At 64.9% G+C, this 15,039-nt stretch carries 17 protein-coding genes; 15 read left to right on the top strand and 2 right to left on the bottom strand.

Going from position 1 to position 15,039, the window contains the following annotated elements; translation table 11 throughout:
* Positions 1 to 172 precede the first annotated feature (172 nt).
* Both BI327_RS00515 and BI327_RS00510 read left to right on the top strand, forming a co-directional pair.
* Positions 173 to 1,123, top strand: a complete 951-nt coding sequence (locus BI327_RS00515) for a LytTR family DNA-binding domain-containing protein (RefSeq protein ID WP_076857721.1) — start codon at positions 173 to 175, stop codon at positions 1,121 to 1,123.
* Positions 1,124 to 1,229: 106 nt separating this feature from the next.
* Positions 1,230 to 2,045 (top strand): alpha/beta fold hydrolase, encoded by an 816-nt coding sequence (locus BI327_RS00510; protein ID WP_076857720.1) that lies wholly within the window; start codon positions 1,230 to 1,232, stop codon positions 2,043 to 2,045.
* Here BI327_RS00510 and BI327_RS00505 read toward each other — a convergent pair.
* Together BI327_RS00505 and BI327_RS00500 are read right to left on the bottom strand one after the other, a co-directional pair.
* Positions 2,042 to 3,334, bottom strand: coding sequence for a spinster family MFS transporter (locus tag BI327_RS00505; protein ID WP_076857718.1), 1,293 nt, complete (start codon positions 3,332 to 3,334; stop codon positions 2,042 to 2,044). The two genes, BI327_RS00510 and BI327_RS00505, sit on opposite strands and share 4 nt — an antisense overlap.
* A gap of 44 nt (positions 3,335 to 3,378) precedes the next feature.
* On the bottom strand, positions 3,379 to 4,569 hold the full coding sequence (locus BI327_RS00500; protein WP_076857717.1) for an aromatic ring-hydroxylating dioxygenase subunit alpha: 1,191 nt from the start codon (positions 4,567 to 4,569) through the stop codon (positions 3,379 to 3,381).
* Positions 4,570 to 4,700: 131 nt separating this feature from the next.
* Between BI327_RS00500 and BI327_RS00495 the strand changes: the two genes are divergently transcribed.
* The 13 genes from BI327_RS00495 to nuoK all read left to right on the top strand — a co-directional run bounded on the left by BI327_RS00495 (position 4,701) and on the right by nuoK (position 15,033).
* The gene (locus BI327_RS00495; protein WP_076857715.1) at positions 4,701 to 5,216 is read left to right on the top strand and encodes a MarR family winged helix-turn-helix transcriptional regulator; all 516 of its coding nucleotides are present in this window, start codon (positions 4,701 to 4,703) and stop codon (positions 5,214 to 5,216) included.
* A gap of 214 nt (positions 5,217 to 5,430) precedes the next feature.
* Entirely contained in the window at positions 5,431 to 5,796 is a 366-nt protein-coding gene (locus tag BI327_RS00490; protein WP_018271860.1) for an NADH-quinone oxidoreductase subunit A, read from the top strand.
* On the top strand, positions 5,787 to 6,377 hold the full coding sequence (locus BI327_RS00485) for a NuoB/complex I 20 kDa subunit family protein (RefSeq protein WP_050402390.1): 591 nt from the start codon (positions 5,787 to 5,789) through the stop codon (positions 6,375 to 6,377). The genes BI327_RS00490 and BI327_RS00485 overlap by 10 nt, the downstream gene beginning before the upstream one ends.
* Before the next feature lie 12 nt (positions 6,378 to 6,389).
* On the top strand, positions 6,390 to 7,007 hold the full coding sequence (locus BI327_RS00480; RefSeq protein WP_076857713.1) for an NADH-quinone oxidoreductase subunit C: 618 nt from the start codon (positions 6,390 to 6,392) through the stop codon (positions 7,005 to 7,007).
* Complete coding sequence (locus BI327_RS00475) at positions 7,004 to 8,200, top strand: NADH-quinone oxidoreductase subunit D (RefSeq protein ID WP_076857711.1); 1,197 nt, start codon at positions 7,004 to 7,006, stop codon at positions 8,198 to 8,200. The genes BI327_RS00480 and BI327_RS00475 overlap by 4 nt, the downstream gene beginning before the upstream one ends.
* 43 nt (positions 8,201 to 8,243) lie before the next feature.
* The gene (gene nuoE / locus BI327_RS00470) at positions 8,244 to 8,855 is read left to right on the top strand and encodes an NADH-quinone oxidoreductase subunit NuoE (RefSeq protein ID WP_016847752.1); all 612 of its coding nucleotides are present in this window, start codon (positions 8,244 to 8,246) and stop codon (positions 8,853 to 8,855) included.
* Positions 8,855 to 9,067 (top strand): hypothetical protein, encoded by a 213-nt coding sequence (locus tag BI327_RS00465; RefSeq protein WP_076857708.1) that lies wholly within the window; start codon positions 8,855 to 8,857, stop codon positions 9,065 to 9,067. The genes nuoE and BI327_RS00465 overlap by 1 nt, the downstream gene beginning before the upstream one ends.
* A gap of 19 nt (positions 9,068 to 9,086) precedes the next feature.
* Positions 9,087 to 10,412 carry an NADH-quinone oxidoreductase subunit NuoF gene (gene nuoF, locus BI327_RS00460; protein ID WP_076857706.1) on the top strand — a complete coding sequence of 442 codons (1,326 nt, stop codon included), beginning with the start codon at positions 9,087 to 9,089 and terminating at the stop codon, positions 10,410 to 10,412.
* 9 nt (positions 10,413 to 10,421) lie between these two features.
* On the top strand, positions 10,422 to 12,497 hold the full coding sequence (gene nuoG, locus BI327_RS00455) for an NADH-quinone oxidoreductase subunit NuoG (RefSeq protein ID WP_076857704.1): 2,076 nt from the start codon (positions 10,422 to 10,424) through the stop codon (positions 12,495 to 12,497).
* Positions 12,498 to 12,507: 10 nt separating this feature from the next.
* Positions 12,508 to 13,578 (top strand): NADH-quinone oxidoreductase subunit NuoH, encoded by a 1,071-nt coding sequence (gene nuoH / locus BI327_RS00450; RefSeq protein WP_076857702.1) that lies wholly within the window; start codon positions 12,508 to 12,510, stop codon positions 13,576 to 13,578.
* Positions 13,579 to 13,585: 7 nt separating this feature from the next.
* Positions 13,586 to 14,080, top strand: coding sequence for an NADH-quinone oxidoreductase subunit NuoI (gene nuoI / locus BI327_RS00445; protein ID WP_018271854.1), 495 nt, complete (start codon positions 13,586 to 13,588; stop codon positions 14,078 to 14,080).
* Positions 14,081 to 14,089: 9 nt separating this feature from the next.
* Positions 14,090 to 14,728, top strand: a complete 639-nt coding sequence (locus tag BI327_RS00440) for an NADH-quinone oxidoreductase subunit J (RefSeq protein WP_076857701.1) — start codon at positions 14,090 to 14,092, stop codon at positions 14,726 to 14,728.
* Entirely contained in the window at positions 14,725 to 15,033 is a 309-nt protein-coding gene (nuoK, locus tag BI327_RS00435) for an NADH-quinone oxidoreductase subunit NuoK (protein ID WP_076857700.1), read from the top strand. The genes BI327_RS00440 and nuoK overlap by 4 nt, the downstream gene beginning before the upstream one ends.
* Positions 15,034 to 15,039: the final 6 nt, after the last annotated feature.

The raw sequence follows: 15,039 nt of genomic DNA, 5'->3' as shown, positions 1-15,039 counted from the left end.
CGTGAGCAAGCCGGTTTTGCGGACGGTGGGGACCGTTCCCGGTCCTGTACCGCGCGACGACGGTCGCTCGCTCGTGATAAGGGTTTGGCTGCGTGACGAACCACAATTGGGCGCCCGACCTGGCCATCGGGGCAGGCGACCTCGCGAGTTGCAGCATCTACGCCATCCCAACATGTCCACGACACAGCCAGAGAATTCCATTGAACGCGGCATCGATCGGCGCGTCGAGCGGGGTTGGGACGAGCAAGCGGATTCCGGGGACGAAAATCGATCCGATGTGACGGCGATCCGATCGCGCGGGTCGGAGCGCGGCCCGATGCTGGTCTATGGCTGGGTGGCGCTGCTGATCGTGGCGAGCGGCGTGGTCAACGTCTTCTCCTCCGTGAACGAATTCAAACCGTCCGCGGGCTTCGCACCGCTGCGCATGCCGGTGCTGCTCGAGGTGACGAGCGCGATTGCCTGGATCCTGTTTCTGCCGCTGCTGCGAAACGGCATCGCCCCATTGCGCGTTGGCCGCCGACGCGTGATCGCCGTCACACTGGCCGGAGCGGCGACGCTGCTTTACGCGTTCGCCCATCTCGTCACCATGGTCGCTTTGCGCAAGCTGCTGCTGGGTGACGGCTATTCCTTCCACTGGGCCACGGCGTTTCCGCACGAGTTCCAGAAGGACGTGGTGTCGTCGCTGATGGTGGCCGTGGTGATCTGGCTGGTCGACCGCAGGACGCCGGTAATGCCGGCAACGCCGGCTCTGACGGCCGAGGCGCTCGTATCGCCGTCGCCGGAATCGTCTGTCGCCAGTCCTGCACTCTGGCTTCGGGACGGCGCCACGCGCTTTCGGGTCAACCCTCGCGAGATCGTGGCCGTGACGTCGGCCGGCAATTACGTCGAGTTCAGCCTTGCCGGCGGACGTCGCCTGATCCGCGGCACGCTGGCGCGCGAGGAAGATCGCCTCAGGCCGTTCGGTATTGTCCGCGTGCATCGGGCGCGACTGGTGAACCTGGCGCGGATCGTCGCGGTCGAGCAGCGCCCGGCGGGCGATTTCGTCCTGCACATGGACAATGGCGAAACCCTGGCCGGCAGCAAGCGCTACCGGGATGTGGTGGCGCCGTTCACCGGACGGTAGCGCAGGGGCGCGCTTACCTTCCACGTAATCGCGCGTGGGATCTCCCTTTGCGATGGTCGTGCATCGGCGGCGTTGTCGCCGATCGATCCGCAAAGGGAGACATGTGATGGCAAGCCGACCGCTTTATGCGACCACGAAGGACGGCACGAAACTGTTCGTGCAGGATTGGGGCTCGGGCCGGCCGGTGCTGCTGCTTGCCGCCTGGACGTTCAATTCCGGCATCTGGGGCAGCCAGATCGTGGCCTTGAATGCAAAAGGCTATCGCTGTGTCGCGCCTGACCGGCGCGGCCATGGCCGCTCCGACATGCCGATGACCGGATACGATCTCGACACGCTGACCGATGACGTCGCCGCCGTGATCGAGCAGCACGATCTCCGCGACGTCACCATCGTCGCGCATTCGATGGGATCGATCGAGGCGGTGAACTATCTGGCGCGGCATGGCGCAGGTCGCATTGCGCGGCTGGTGCTGGTGGCGCCGACCACGCCGTTTCTCGTCCAGACCGAGGACAACCCGGACGCGGTGCCGCGGGCGATGGTCGAGGCGCAGAATGCCGCGATCGCGCAGGACTTTGCGAAATGGATGGGCGAGAACGAGGCGCCGTTCTTCATGCCAGACACACCCGAAGCCACGCGCGCCTGGATCCGGGAGATGATGCTGAGCGTGCCGCTGCCGGTGGCGCTGGCCTGCCGCAAGACCATCTCCCTTGCCGATCTGCGCGCCGCGGCCAAAGCGATCGACCTCCCGACGCTGATCGTGCACGGCGACAGGGATGCCAGCGCGCCATTGGAGCTCACCGGCGCAAAAACGGCGGCCCTGATCAAGGGAAGCAAGCTCGCCGTCTACGAAGGCGCGCCGCACGCGTTGCCGCTGACGCACAGCGCGCGCTTGATGTCTGACCTGCTGGCCTTCATCGACTAGCTCGCGCGCGCGATATCTGACCGGATCCAGCGCGCCGCCCAGACGAACAGCAGCGCGCCGAGCGTCGTGGTCACCGCTGCCGACAGCAGCGAATAGCGCACCGCGTCGACGCCGTAGGTGCCCTTCAGCGCGTCGTTGATCATGCCGACGGCGAGGGGGCCGACACCCTGGCCAAAGCAGGTGGCGGTCAGCAGTACGATCGCCGAGGCCAATGCGCGCATACTGGGCTTTGCCACCGTCTGGGCGATCGCGAAGATCGGACCGAGATGGAAGCCGACCATGAACGAGGTCAGCGCCAGGGTTGCGACCATCAGCGTGAAGCTTTGCGTCAGCATGCACAGCGCGAACACCGGACCGGCGAGGCCGGACATGATCGCGGGCGCCCACAGCTTCCAGCGGTCGTCGCGGCGGCCGATCTGCGCCACCACGAGGCCGCCGATCAGCGTGCCCGCCATGCCGGCAAGCCCCTTGAAGGTGCCGGCATAGGTGCCGATCTCGGCGCTCGTGAGATGATGGATGCGGGCCAGGAACGGCGGGATCCACACCGCGGTGGCGTAGTTGGTGTAGGTCGTCAGGCAAAAGCCGACCAGCACGATGACGAAGCTCGGCTGCGATGCGAGGAAGCCCAATGTCGGCCCGATCGGCTCGGCCTTGAAGGTCTCGGCCATCGTACCGCGCGCAGGCTCCGAGATTGTCAGCCATAGCACGGCGGCGAGCGCGATGCCGGGCAGGCCGGCGGTGAAGAACGCCATCCGCCAGCCATAGTGCTGGTTGACATAGCCGCCGATGAAATAGCCGAGGAAGACGCCGAGATAGGTGCCGATCGCGTAGATCCCGAGCGCGCGGGGACGCTCGTTCTTGTCGAACAGATCAGCGATCATCGATTGCGAGGCCGGTGTGCCCGCGGATTCCCCGATGCCGACGCCGACCCGCGCCAGCGCCAGCGTCGTGACGCTGGAGGCAAGGCCGCAGAGATAGGTCATCGCGCTCCAGAACGCGAAGGCGATGGCGACGATGTTGCGGCGATTCAGACGGTCGGCCATCCGCGCGATGGGAATGCCGAGCAGCGAGTAGAACAGCACGAAGCCGAACCCGGCGAGCAGGCCCATCGTGGTGTCGCTGAGCAGGAACTCCTTCTTGATGGGCTCGATCAGCACGTTGAAGATCGTGCGGTCGAGGAAGTTGAGGGCGTAAATGATCGTGAGCAAGGCGAGCACGTAGTAGCGACGCGCGGCAGGCCTGGCGCCAACCTGCGTCTGCGCTGCCGCTTGCGGTGCGAGATCGACCATGCTTCCCCCGAATTGTCTTGTTGTTGTTTGCTTGCGTGCCGGCTCTACGCCTCGCGGATGTAATTCCCCGCTTCGAACTCGACCGGGCTCGTGTCGGCGTCGAACGACACGCCGATCGGGTCGCGGCCGGCGGCCAACGCCTCGAGCTGGTCAGAGAGCATCCGGCGGATCATCAGGATGCCGCGGTCGCTCTGGCCAAAGTGCTCTTCGGAATGGATCGTCACCGGTCCCTGGCCGACCTGCGCCTCGTAGTCGCCGGGGAATTGCTGGTGCTCTCGCTCGGTCATGTCCCACCAGAACTTGCCGTTGAATTTCGAGCGCATGCGTCCGATATCGCCCGCGTTCTTGACCCGGCCGGCGACATAGATCCGGAATGAGGTGTCGTCGATCGGCAGGGTCCAGCCGATCGATTCGACGCGGGCGAATTGCGCGACCCGCGGGTTGGGTACGATCCGCAGCGTGGGGAGGGCGGCCTCGCTGACGCGATAAAACACCTTGCCGTCGTCCTGCCTGCGGATCGAGCGCACTGCGACGCCGCGCGGCGACATCTCGAACTTCACCTCGGGGATCGAGGCCATCATGGTGGTGAATTGCGGTCCAGAGAACGAGCCGTGCAGCACCGGCACGTGGTAGGGGTCGACCACGTTCTCGAAATGCTGCAGCCAGTTGCAGGGGATCACCGCCGGGCCGCCGCCGCCGATCGAGGAATCGTCGGCCTCGACGAATTCGCCGTCGTCCATGGTCTCGAGGCACTCGTAGCGCGGCAGCACCGGCTTCTTATCGGCCGGGCCCATATAGGCGAAGATCAGGCCGTAGCGTTCCTGCACCGGATACCAGGGCTGGCGCACCTTGTCCTTGAACAGGCCGCCTTCGGGCTCGCAGGGTTGTTCGAGGCAGTGCCCCTCGGTGTCGAACTTCCAGCCGTGATAGCAGCAGCGGATGCCGTCGTCCTCGACCTTGCCGTAATAGAGTGTGGTGCCGCGATGGCAACAGCGCGCGTGCAGCAGGCCGGTCCGGCCATGCCTGTCGCGGAACAGGATCAGATCCTCACCGAGCGCACGGACTTTTCTGGGGATATCAGTGGCGTCGCTGGAGAGGCCGACCGGGTGCCAGTAGCGGCGCAGTAGCTCACCCATCGGCGTGCCGCGGGCGACCGAGGTGAGCTCGGTCCGGGTGGTGGACGGCTTCATCGCATAGGCCGTGCCGAGGTCGCGGTCCCGCTGGGTGATATTCATGTTGTTTCCTCCCGCCGCTGGTCTGGTGCCGGTGGCCGATCTATCGTTGATCAAGTCAACGGTATATCGATGACAATGTCAACGATATTGATAAGCTTGGCAGCGACCGGCTTTGTTGGCAGAGGTTGGCGATGACTGAGAAGCTCAGGACAGCGAAGGTGTTACCGCCGGCGGCGATTGCCGATGCCGAACTGGCGCCGGTCACGGCGATGATGTCGTCGCGGCTCATGGTGCTGGCGAACTTGCTGAGGCGCGGTGCGATGCTGCGCTACAAGCGCCTGACCGGACTGTCCTCGGTCGAGTTCGGCCTGGTGGTCTCGCTCGGCCGGCGCCCGCCGATGAGCGTGGTGCGGCTTGCCGAGGCGGTCGGCATGGACAAGGGGCAGATCAGCCGGGCGCTCGCCGAACTCGTGGCGCGCAAGCTGGTCGCCAAGGCGGCCAATCCGCGTGACAATCGTGAGACACTGATCTCGCTGACCAAGGCCGGCCTCGCTGCCCATGACGCCATCGTGGCCGGGGCGCAGGAGCGAAACCGGCGCCTGCTGGAACAGCTTGATCCACAGGAACTTGAGCTCTTGCTTGGACACATCGACCGGCTGACCGCTACGGCCGCCGAGATGCTCGCTGCCGAGCGGGAGCTGGGCTGATATGGGGAGAGCGCAGGGCTCCGGATGGCCGCCTCGGCGTTGCCCGAAGAGGCAAGCGCATCCGCCCGATGCGGCCAAGAGCCCGCCGGAAGGACGGTAAAAGCGTCAAAATAGCTTGTCTTGCGCCCCCTGTTGCGCTGCGCTAAAGCCTCAAGAACAATTCCAATCAACGAATCTGCGGCACGTCCGAAACCGCAGCAAGAAGGCCTCGCCGATGACCGGCATCCTGCAGAATTACCTCCCACTTGTGGTCTTTATCGGGGTCGCCAGCCTGATCGGTCTGGCGCTCCTGATCGCGCCGTTCCTGGTCGCGTTCCAGTCGCCTGATCCGGAAAAGCTGTCCGCCTATGAATGCGGATTCAACGCATTCGACGACGCCCGCATGAAGTTCGACGTCCGCTTCTATCTGGTGGCGATCCTCTTCATCATCTTCGATCTCGAAGTGGCGTTCCTGTTCCCGTGGGCCGTGGCGTTCGGAAAGCTCGGCGCCACCGGCTTCTGGTCGATGATGGTGTTCCTGGCCGTGCTGACGGTCGGGTTTGCATATGAATGGAAGAAAGGTGCGCTCGAATGGGATTGAGCCCCACCGCCGCATCCTCGCAGCCGGCCATCGCGCAGGCCCCGAGGGGCATTCTCGATCCGTCGACCGGCAAGCCGGTCGGCGCCAATGATCCGTTTTTCCTCGAGGTCAATCACGAGCTGTCCGACAAGGGCTTCTTCGTCGCCGCCGCCGATGACCTGATCACCTGGGCGCGCACCGGCTCGCTGATGTGGATGACCTTCGGCCTCGCCTGCTGCGCGGTCGAGATGATGCAGGTCTCGATGCCGCGCTACGACGTCGAGCGGTTTGGCTTCGCGCCGCGCGCTTCGCCGCGGCAGTCCGACGTGATGATCGTCGCGGGCACCTTGACCAACAAGATGGCGCCCGCGCTGCGCAAGGTCTACGACCAGATGCCGGAGCCGCGCTACGTCATCTCGATGGGCTCCTGCGCCAATGGTGGCGGCTACTACCACTACTCCTACTCGGTGGTGCGCGGTTGCGACCGCATCGTGCCGATCGACATCTACGTGCCGGGCTGCCCGCCCACGGCGGAGGCACTGCTTTACGGCGTGCTGCTGCTGCAGAAGAAGATCCGCCGTATCGGCACTATCGAACGCTAAGGTTTTTACGTCATGGACGACGGCAAGCTCGACGCCCTTGGGCAGACGATCGTGAGCGCGCTTCCCGGCGCCGCCACGGCGCACTCGGTCGCGTTCGATCAACTCACTATCGACGTCGAGATTGGCAGAATCGTGGACGTCGTCACTTTTCTGCGTGACGATGCCGGCTGCCGTTTCGTCAACATCACCGACGTGACCGCGGTCGACTATCCGAGCCGCGAGAAGCGCTTCGACGTCGTCTACCATCTGCTGTCGCCGACGCTGAATGTGCGCATCCGTTTGCGCGGTCAGGCCGACGAGACCTCGCAGGTGCCGTCGATCATCGGCGTGTTCCCGGGTGCCGACTGGTTCGAGCGCGAGACCTACGATCTCTACGGCGTGATCTTCACCGGCCATCCCGACATGCGCCGCCTGCTGACGGATTACGGCTTCGACGGCCATCCGCTGCGCAAGGATTTCCCGCTCACCGGCTTCGTCGAGGTTCGCTACGACGACCAGGAGAAGCGGGTGCTGTACGAGCCGGTCCGGCTCAACCAGGAATTCCGCAAGTTCGATTTCCTTTCGCCCTGGGAAGGCGCGGACTATCCGCTTCCCGGTGACGAGAAGGCCAAGGCGGAGCCGAAGCCATGAACGAGCAACCGCAAAATCTTCGCAACTTCACCATCAACTTCGGTCCGCAGCATCCGGCGGCGCACGGCGTGCTTCGCCTCGTGCTGGAGCTCGACGGCGAAGTCGTCGAGCGCGTCGATCCGCATATCGGCCTGCTTCACCGCGGCACCGAGAAGCTGATCGAGCACAAGACCTACCTGCAGGCGATTCCGTATTTCGACCGGCTCGACTACGTCGCGCCGATGAACCAGGAGCATGCGTTCTGCCTCGCGGCGGAAAAGCTGCTCGGCATCACCGTGCCGCGCCGCGGCCAGTTGATCCGCGTGCTGTATTGCGAGATCGGCCGCATCCTGTCGCATCTGCTCAACGTCACCACGCAGGCGATGGACGTCGGCGCGCTGACCCCGCCGCTTTGGGGCTTCGAAGAGCGCGAAAAGCTGATGGTGTTCTACGAGCGCGCCTCGGGCTCGCGCATGCACGCGGCGTTCTTCCGCGTCGGCGGCGTGCATCAGGACCTGCCGCCGAAGCTGATCGACGATATCGACGCGTGGTGCGATCCGTTCCTCAAGGTCGTCGACGACCTCGATCGGCTGCTCACCGGCAACCGCATCTTCAAGCAGCGCAATGTCGATATCGGCATCGTGCCGCTGAAGGAGGCCTGGGAGTGGGGCTTCTCCGGCGTCATGGTACGCGGCTCCGGCGCGGCCTGGGACCTGCGCAAGGCGCAGCCCTATGAGTGCTACGCCGAGATGGATTTCGACATTCCGATCGGCAAGAACGGCGACTGCTACGACCGCTACCTGATCCGCATGGAAGAGATGCGCCAGTCAGTGCGCATCATGAAGCAGTGCATCCAGAAGCTGAAGGCGGCCGACGGGCAGGGCCCGGTCGTGGTCGAGGACAACAAGATCGCGCCGCCGCGCCGTGGCGAGATGAAGCGTTCGATGGAAGCGCTGATCCATCACTTCAAGCTCTACACCGAAGGCGTCCACGTGCCGGCCGGCGAAGTCTACGCCGCGGTCGAGGCGCCGAAGGGCGAGTTCGGCGTCTATCTCGTCGCCGACGGCACCAACAAGCCCTACAAGTGCAAGATCCGCGCGCCGGGCTTCGCCCATCTGCAAGCGATGGATCACATCTGCAAGGGCCATCTCTTGGCCGACGTTTCCGCCATCCTTGGCTCGCTGGACATCGTGTTCGGCGAGGTCGACCGGTGATGATGTCCGCATCGGCACCGCGCGCTAATTGAGAGTTTGATCGATGTCCGTCCGCCGCCTTGCCCCGAAGGAATTGCAGCCCGCGAGCTTCACGTTCACGGACGAGAATTTGGCCTGGGCCAAGAAGCAGATCGAGAAGTATCCGCCGGGTCGTCAGGCTTCGGCTGCGATCGCAATCTTGTGGCGCGTGCAGGAGCAGCATGACGGCTGGGTCTCGGAAGCCGCGATCCGCGCCGTCGCCGACCTGCTCGAGATGCCGCATATCCGCATGCTCGAGATCGCGACCTTCTACACCATGTTCCAGCTTTCGCCGGTCGGCAAGAAGGCGCATGTGCAGGTCTGCGGCACCACGCCGTGCCGGCTGCGCGGCGCCGCCGACCTGATCGAGGTCTGCCAGCATCGCATCCATCACGATCCGTTCCAGCTGTCGAAGGACGGCAACTTCTCCTGGGAGGAGGTCGAGTGCCTCGGGGCCTGCGTGAACGCGCCGATGGTGCTGATCTGGAAGGACACGTATGAGGACCTGACCAAGGAAAGCTTCGGCAAGGTGCTCGACGGCTTTGCCGCCGGCAATCCGCCGAAGCCGGGTCCGCAGATCGACCGTCAGTTCTCGGCACCCGCAGGCGGGCCGACGACGCTGAAGGAAACCACCTGATGGGGGGCTTTCAGGTGCAGGCAACGGGGACGGGGAGGGGCGCAGCGATGAAGGCCTGGCGCACGATCGCGCTGCATACCGCCGTCGCGGCCGGCTTCATGTTCCTGCTGCAACGGTACGGCCTGAGCGCCACGCTGGAATCCAGCCTGTTGTGGGCCATCGTGTTCGGCGGCTGCGCCGCCGGGCTCGCGTACTCCCAAGCCAATCGGTGATGTTCGGAAAGTTTTTGTTATGCTCGACGACAAGGACCGCATCTTCAAGAACCTCTACGGCCTCCATGATTGGGGCCTCGAGGGCGCGCGCCGCCGAGGCGCCTGGGATGGCACCAAGGGGATCATCGACAAGGGCCGCGACTGGATCATCAACGAGATGAAGGCGTCGGGTCTGCGCGGCCGCGGCGGTGCGGGCTTCCCGACCGGCATGAAGTGGTCGTTCATGCCGAAGGAATCCAAGGACGGCCGTCCGAGCTATCTCGTCGTCAACGCCGACGAGTCCGAGCCCGGCACCTGCAAGGACCGCGAGATCATGCGGCACGATCCGCATCTCCTGGTCGAGGGCTGCCTGCTCGCGAGCTTCGCGATGGGCGCGCACGCCTGCTACATCTACGTCCGCGGCGAATTCATCCGCGAGCGCGAGCACCTGCAGGCTGCGATCGATCAGGCCTATGACGCCAAGCTGGTCGGCAAGGACAACATCAACGGCTGGCCGTTCGACATCTATGTCGCGCACGGCGCCGGCGCCTATATCTGCGGCGAGGAAACCGCGCTGCTCGAGAGCCTCGAGGGCAAGAAGGGCCAGCCGCGGCTGAAGCCGCCGTTCCCGGCCAATGTCGGTCTCTATGGCTGCCCGACCACCGTCAACAACGTCGAGTCGATCGCGGTCGCGCCCGACATCCTGCGCCGCGGCGCCGCCTGGTTCGCGGCTATCGGCCGGCCGAACAATGTCGGCACCAAGCTGTTCTGCGTCTCCGGTCACGTCGAGCGGCCCTGCAACGTCGAAGAGGCGATGGGGATTCCGTTCCGCGAACTGATCGAGAAGCACTGCGGCGGCATCCGCGGCGGCTGGGACAATCTGAAGGCCGTCATCCCCGGCGGCTCGTCGGTGCGCATGGTGCCGGCCGAGCAGATCATCGACACGCCGATGGATTTCGACAGTCTGAGCAAGCTGCGCTCGGGCCTCGGCACTGCGGCCGTGATCGTGATGGACAAGTCGACCGACCTGATCCGGGCGATCGCGCGCATCTCCTATTTCTACAAGCATGAGAGCTGCGGCCAGTGCACGCCGTGCCGCGAAGGCACGGGGTGGATGTGGCGCGTGCTGACCCGCATGGCCGATGGTCGCGCCCACAAGCGCGAGATCGACATGCTGCTGGAGGTCACCAAGCAGGTCGAAGGTCACACCATCTGCGCGCTCGGCGACGCTGCGGCGTGGCCGATCCAGGGTCTGATCGCGCATTTCCGTCACGAGATCGAAGAGCGCATCGATCAGTATTCGCACAAGGCCGATCTCGACGATCAGGGCGTTCGTGATCCCGTCCACATGGTCGCGGCGGAGTAGAGAAGAGACATGAGCAAGATCATCGTCGATGGCAAAGAGATCGATGTGCCGCCGGAGTACACGCTGTTGCAGGCGTGCGAGGCGGCCGGCGCCGAGATTCCGCGCTTCTGCTATCACGAGCGGCTGTCGATCGCCGGCAATTGCCGGATGTGCCTAGTCGAGGTGAAGGGCGGCCCGAAGCCGGTCGCGAGCTGCGCCTGGGCCGTGCGCGACTGCCGTCCGGGCCCGAAGGGCGAGCCGCCGGAGATCTCGACCCGTTCGCCGATGGTGAAGAAGGCGCGCGAAGGCGTGATGGAGTTCCTGCTGATCAACCATCCGCTGGACTGCCCGATCTGCGACCAGGGCGGCGAGTGCGATTTGCAGGACCAGGCGATGGGCTACGGTGTCGACACCAGCCGTTTCGCCGAGAACAAGCGCGCGGTCGAGGACAAGTATCTCGGCGCGCTGGTCAAGACCTCGATGAATCGCTGCATTCAGTGCACGCGCTGCGTCCGCTTCTCCGCCGAAGTCTGCGGCGCCCCGGAAATGGGTGCGACCGGCCGGGGCGAGGACATGGAGATCACCACCTATCTCGAGCAGGCGCTGAGCTCGGAGCTGCAGGGCAACCTCGTCGACATCTGCCCGGTCGGCGCGCTGACCTCGAAGCCTTATGCCTTTGCGGCGCGCCCCTGGGAGCTCGGCAAGACGCAGTCGGTCGACGTCATGGACGGCGTCGGATCTGCGATCCGCGTCGACACCCGCGGCCGCGAGGTGATGCGCATCCTGCCGCGCATCAACGAGGCGGTGAACGAGGAGTGGATCTCCGACAAGACCCGCCACGTCGTCGACGGCCTGCGCACGCAGCGCCTCGACCGGCCCTATGTGCGTGAGAACGGCCAGCTCAAGCCCGCGACCTGGCAGGAAGCCTTCGCCACGATCGCCGCCAAGGCCGGCCGCAGCGACGGCAAGCGGATCGGCGCGATCGCCGGCGATCTCGCCGCGGTCGATGAGATGTATGCGCTGAAGGAGCTGCTGGCTGCGTTCGGCTCGGTCAATCTGGCGGTGCAGGGCGGCGACGCGTTCGACGCCAAGGCCGGCCGCGGCTCCTACATCTTCAACCCGACCATTGCCGGCATCGACCAGGCCGACGCGATCCTGATCATCGGCTCGCATCCGCGCAAGGAAGCCGCGGTGTTGAACGCGCGGATCCGCAAGCGCTGGCGCACCGGCGGGCTCAAGGTCGGCATGATCGGCGCCAAGGCCGATTTCACCTATGAGCACGACTATCTCGGCGCCGGCACCGACACGCTCGCCGATCTCGTGGCTGGCAAGCACTCTTTCGCCGACGTGCTGAAGAACGCGCAGCACCCGATCATCCTGGTCGGCGCCGGCGCCTACAACAGGCACGATGGTGCTGCGGTGCTGGCGCAAGCCGCCAAGCTCGCCGTCGATGTCGGCGCGCTGAAGGACGGCTGGAACGGTTTTGCCGTGTTGCAGGACACCGCCTCCCGTGCCGGCGCGCTCGATATCGGCTTCTCGCCTTCGGCCGGTGGCCTGACCACGGCGCAGATGACGACCTTCGGCACGCTCGACGTGCTGTTCCTGCTCGGCGCCGACGAGATCAAGGCGCCGGACGGCACCTTCGTGGTCTATATCGGCACCCATGGCGACCAGGGCGCGCACCGCGCCGACGTGATCCTGCCGGGCGCGGCCTATACCGAGAAGTCCGGCATCTACGTCAACACCGAGGGCCGGGCGCAGATCGCCAACCGCGCTGCGTTCCCGCCGGGCGAAGCCCGCGAGGACTGGGCGATCATCCGCGCGCTGTCCGACGTGCTCGGCAAGAAGCTGCCGTTCGACTCGCTGCAGGCGCTGCGGCAGGCGATGTTCAAGACCTATCCGCATTTGATGCGGCTCGACCAGATCGAGGCGGGCAAGGCTGATGACGTGAAGGCGCTGGCGGGCAAGGGCGGCAGCGTCGACAAGGCAGCCTTCAGGCCGACCGTCGAGGACTTCTATCTGACCAACCCGATCGCGCGAGCCTCTGCCGTGATGGCGGAATGCTCGCGGCTGGCGTCGGGCCGAATGCTGACGGCAGCGGAGTGAGCGTGACCTGATGGCTGAATTCTTCGCAAGCTCGTTCTGGACCGGCTTCCTCTGGCCGCTGATCATCATGGTCGCGGAAAGCCTGTTGCTGCTCGTCGTGCTGCTGATCGCGATCGCCTACATCCTGCTCGCCGACCGCAAGATCTGGGCGGCGGTGCAGATCCGCCGTGGCCCCAACGTGGTCGGACCGTTCGGATTGCTGCAATCCTTCGCCGACCTCCTGAAGTTCGTGCTGAAGGAGCCGGTGATCCCGTCCGGCTCCAACAAGGCCGTGTTCCTGCTGGCGCCGCTGGTGTCGTGCATCCTGGCGCTGGCCGCCTGGGCCGTGATCCCGTTCGATCTCGGCTGGGTGATCTCCGACATCAATGTCGGCATTCTCTACATCTTCGCGATCTCGTCGCTGTCGATCTACGGCATCATCATGGCCGGCTGGTCGTCCAACTCGAAGTATCCGTTCCTGGCCGCGCTGCGCTCCGCGGCGCAGATGGTGTCCTATGAAGTCTCGATCGGCTTCGTCATCATCACCGTGCTGCTCTGCGTCGGCTCGCTGAACCTGTCGGCCGTGGTCGAGGCGCAGAACACCCGCGGGCTCGCGCATTTGATCGGCCTGCCGCAGCTCACCATCCTGAACTGGTATGTGTGGCCGCTGTTCCCGATGTTCGTCGTGTTCTACGTCTCGGCGCTGGCGGAAACCAACCGTCCGCCGTTCGACCTGGTCGAAGCCGAATCCGAGCTGGTCGCCGGCTTCATGACCGAGTACGGCTCGACCCCGTATCTGCTGTTCATGCTCGGTGAGTATGTCGCCATCACCACGATGTGCGCGCTGGCGTCGATCCTGTTCCTGGGCGGCTGGCTGCCGCCGGTCAATCTGCCGCCGTTCACCTGGATTCCGGGCATCGTCTGGTTCGCCCTGAAGGTGTTCTTCATGTTCTTCATGTTCGCGATGGCGAAGGCGATCGTGCCGCGCTACCGCTACGATCAACTGATGCGGCTCGGCTGGAAGGTGTTCCTGCCGTTGTCGCTGGCAATGGTGGTGATCGTGGCCGGCGTGCTGCAGTTCGCCGGCATCGCGCCGAAGTGAGGCCGTCATGAGTGTCAATGTCAACGCAACAGCCCGCTCGCTTCTGCTGTCGGAATTCGTCTCGGCGTTCTTCCTGGCGATGCGCTATTTCTTCCAGCCGAAGCCGACGCTGAACTATCCGTTCGAAAAGGGCCCGATCTCGCCGCGCTTCCGCGGCGAGCATGCGCTGCGCCGCTATCCGAACGGCGAGGAACGCTGCATCGCCTGCAAGCTGTGCGAGGCGATCTGCCCGGCGCAGGCGATCACGATCGAGGCCGGCCCGCGCCGCAACGACGGCACCCGCCGCACGGTGCGCTACGACATCGACATGGTGAAGTGCATCTATTGCGGTCTGTGCCAGGAGGCATGCCCGGTCGACGCCATCGTCGAGGGACCGAATTTCGAATTCGCGACCGAGACCCGCGAGGAACTCTACTATGACAAGGCGAAGCTGCTCGCCAATGGCGACCGCTGGGAGCGCGAGATTGCGAAGTCGATCGCGCTCGACGCGCCGTACCGGTGAGGTGAGGGCATGATCCTTCCGGCGCTGTTCTTCTATCTGTTTGCCGCGGTCTGCGTGGCTTCGGCGGTCATGGTGATTGTCTCGCGCAATCCCGTGCACTCCGTGCTGTTCCTGATCCTGGCCTTCGTCAACGCTTCGGGCCTGTTCATCCTGATGGGCGCCGAGTTCCTCGGGATGATGCTGATCGTGGTCTATGTCGGCGCCGTCGCGGTGCTGTTCCTGTTCGTGATCATGATGCTCGACGTCGATTTCGTCGAGCTGCGCGAGGGCTTCATCCAGTACCTGCCGGTCGGCATCGTGATCGGCGGTATCTTCCTGTTCGAGCTGCTGCTCGTCGTCGGTGCCTGGGTGATCAACCCGGCCGTGACCAAGACCATCACGGCGGCGATCCCGACCAACATCAGCAACACCGAGGCGCTCGGCCTCGTGCTCTATACGAAGTACATCCATTACTTCCAGCTCGCCGGTATGGTGCTGCTGGTCGCGATGATCGGCGCCATCGTGCTGACGCTGCGCCACAAGGCCAACGTCAAGCGGCAGAACATCAACGTGCAGAACGCGCGCACGCCCGAGATGGCGATGGCGATGCGCAAGGTGGCGTCGGGGCAGGGCCTGCAGGATGCCGATGCGGCGGAGTGGGTGAAATGACGATCGGGCTGGGGCACTATCTGGCAGTCGCCGCGATCCTGTTCACGCTCGGGATCCTCGGCATCTTCCTCAACCGCAAGAACATCATCATCATCCTGATGTCGATCGAGCTGATCCTGCTGTCGGTCAACATCAATTTGGTGGCGTTCTCGACCTTCCTCGGCGACATCGTCGGCCAGGTGTTCGCGCTGCTGGTGCTGACGGTCGCCGCTGCCGAGGCCGCGATCGGCCTCGCCGTGCTGGTGGTGTATTTCCGCAACCGCGGTTCGATCGCGGTTGAAGACGTCAATCTGATGAAGGGCTAGAGCAGT

Source organism: Bradyrhizobium mercantei (genome assembly GCF_001982635.1).
In the GTDB taxonomy this organism is placed as follows: domain Bacteria; phylum Pseudomonadota; class Alphaproteobacteria; order Rhizobiales; family Xanthobacteraceae; genus Bradyrhizobium; species Bradyrhizobium mercantei.
This window is presented reverse-complemented; position numbering and strand designations above follow the sequence as displayed.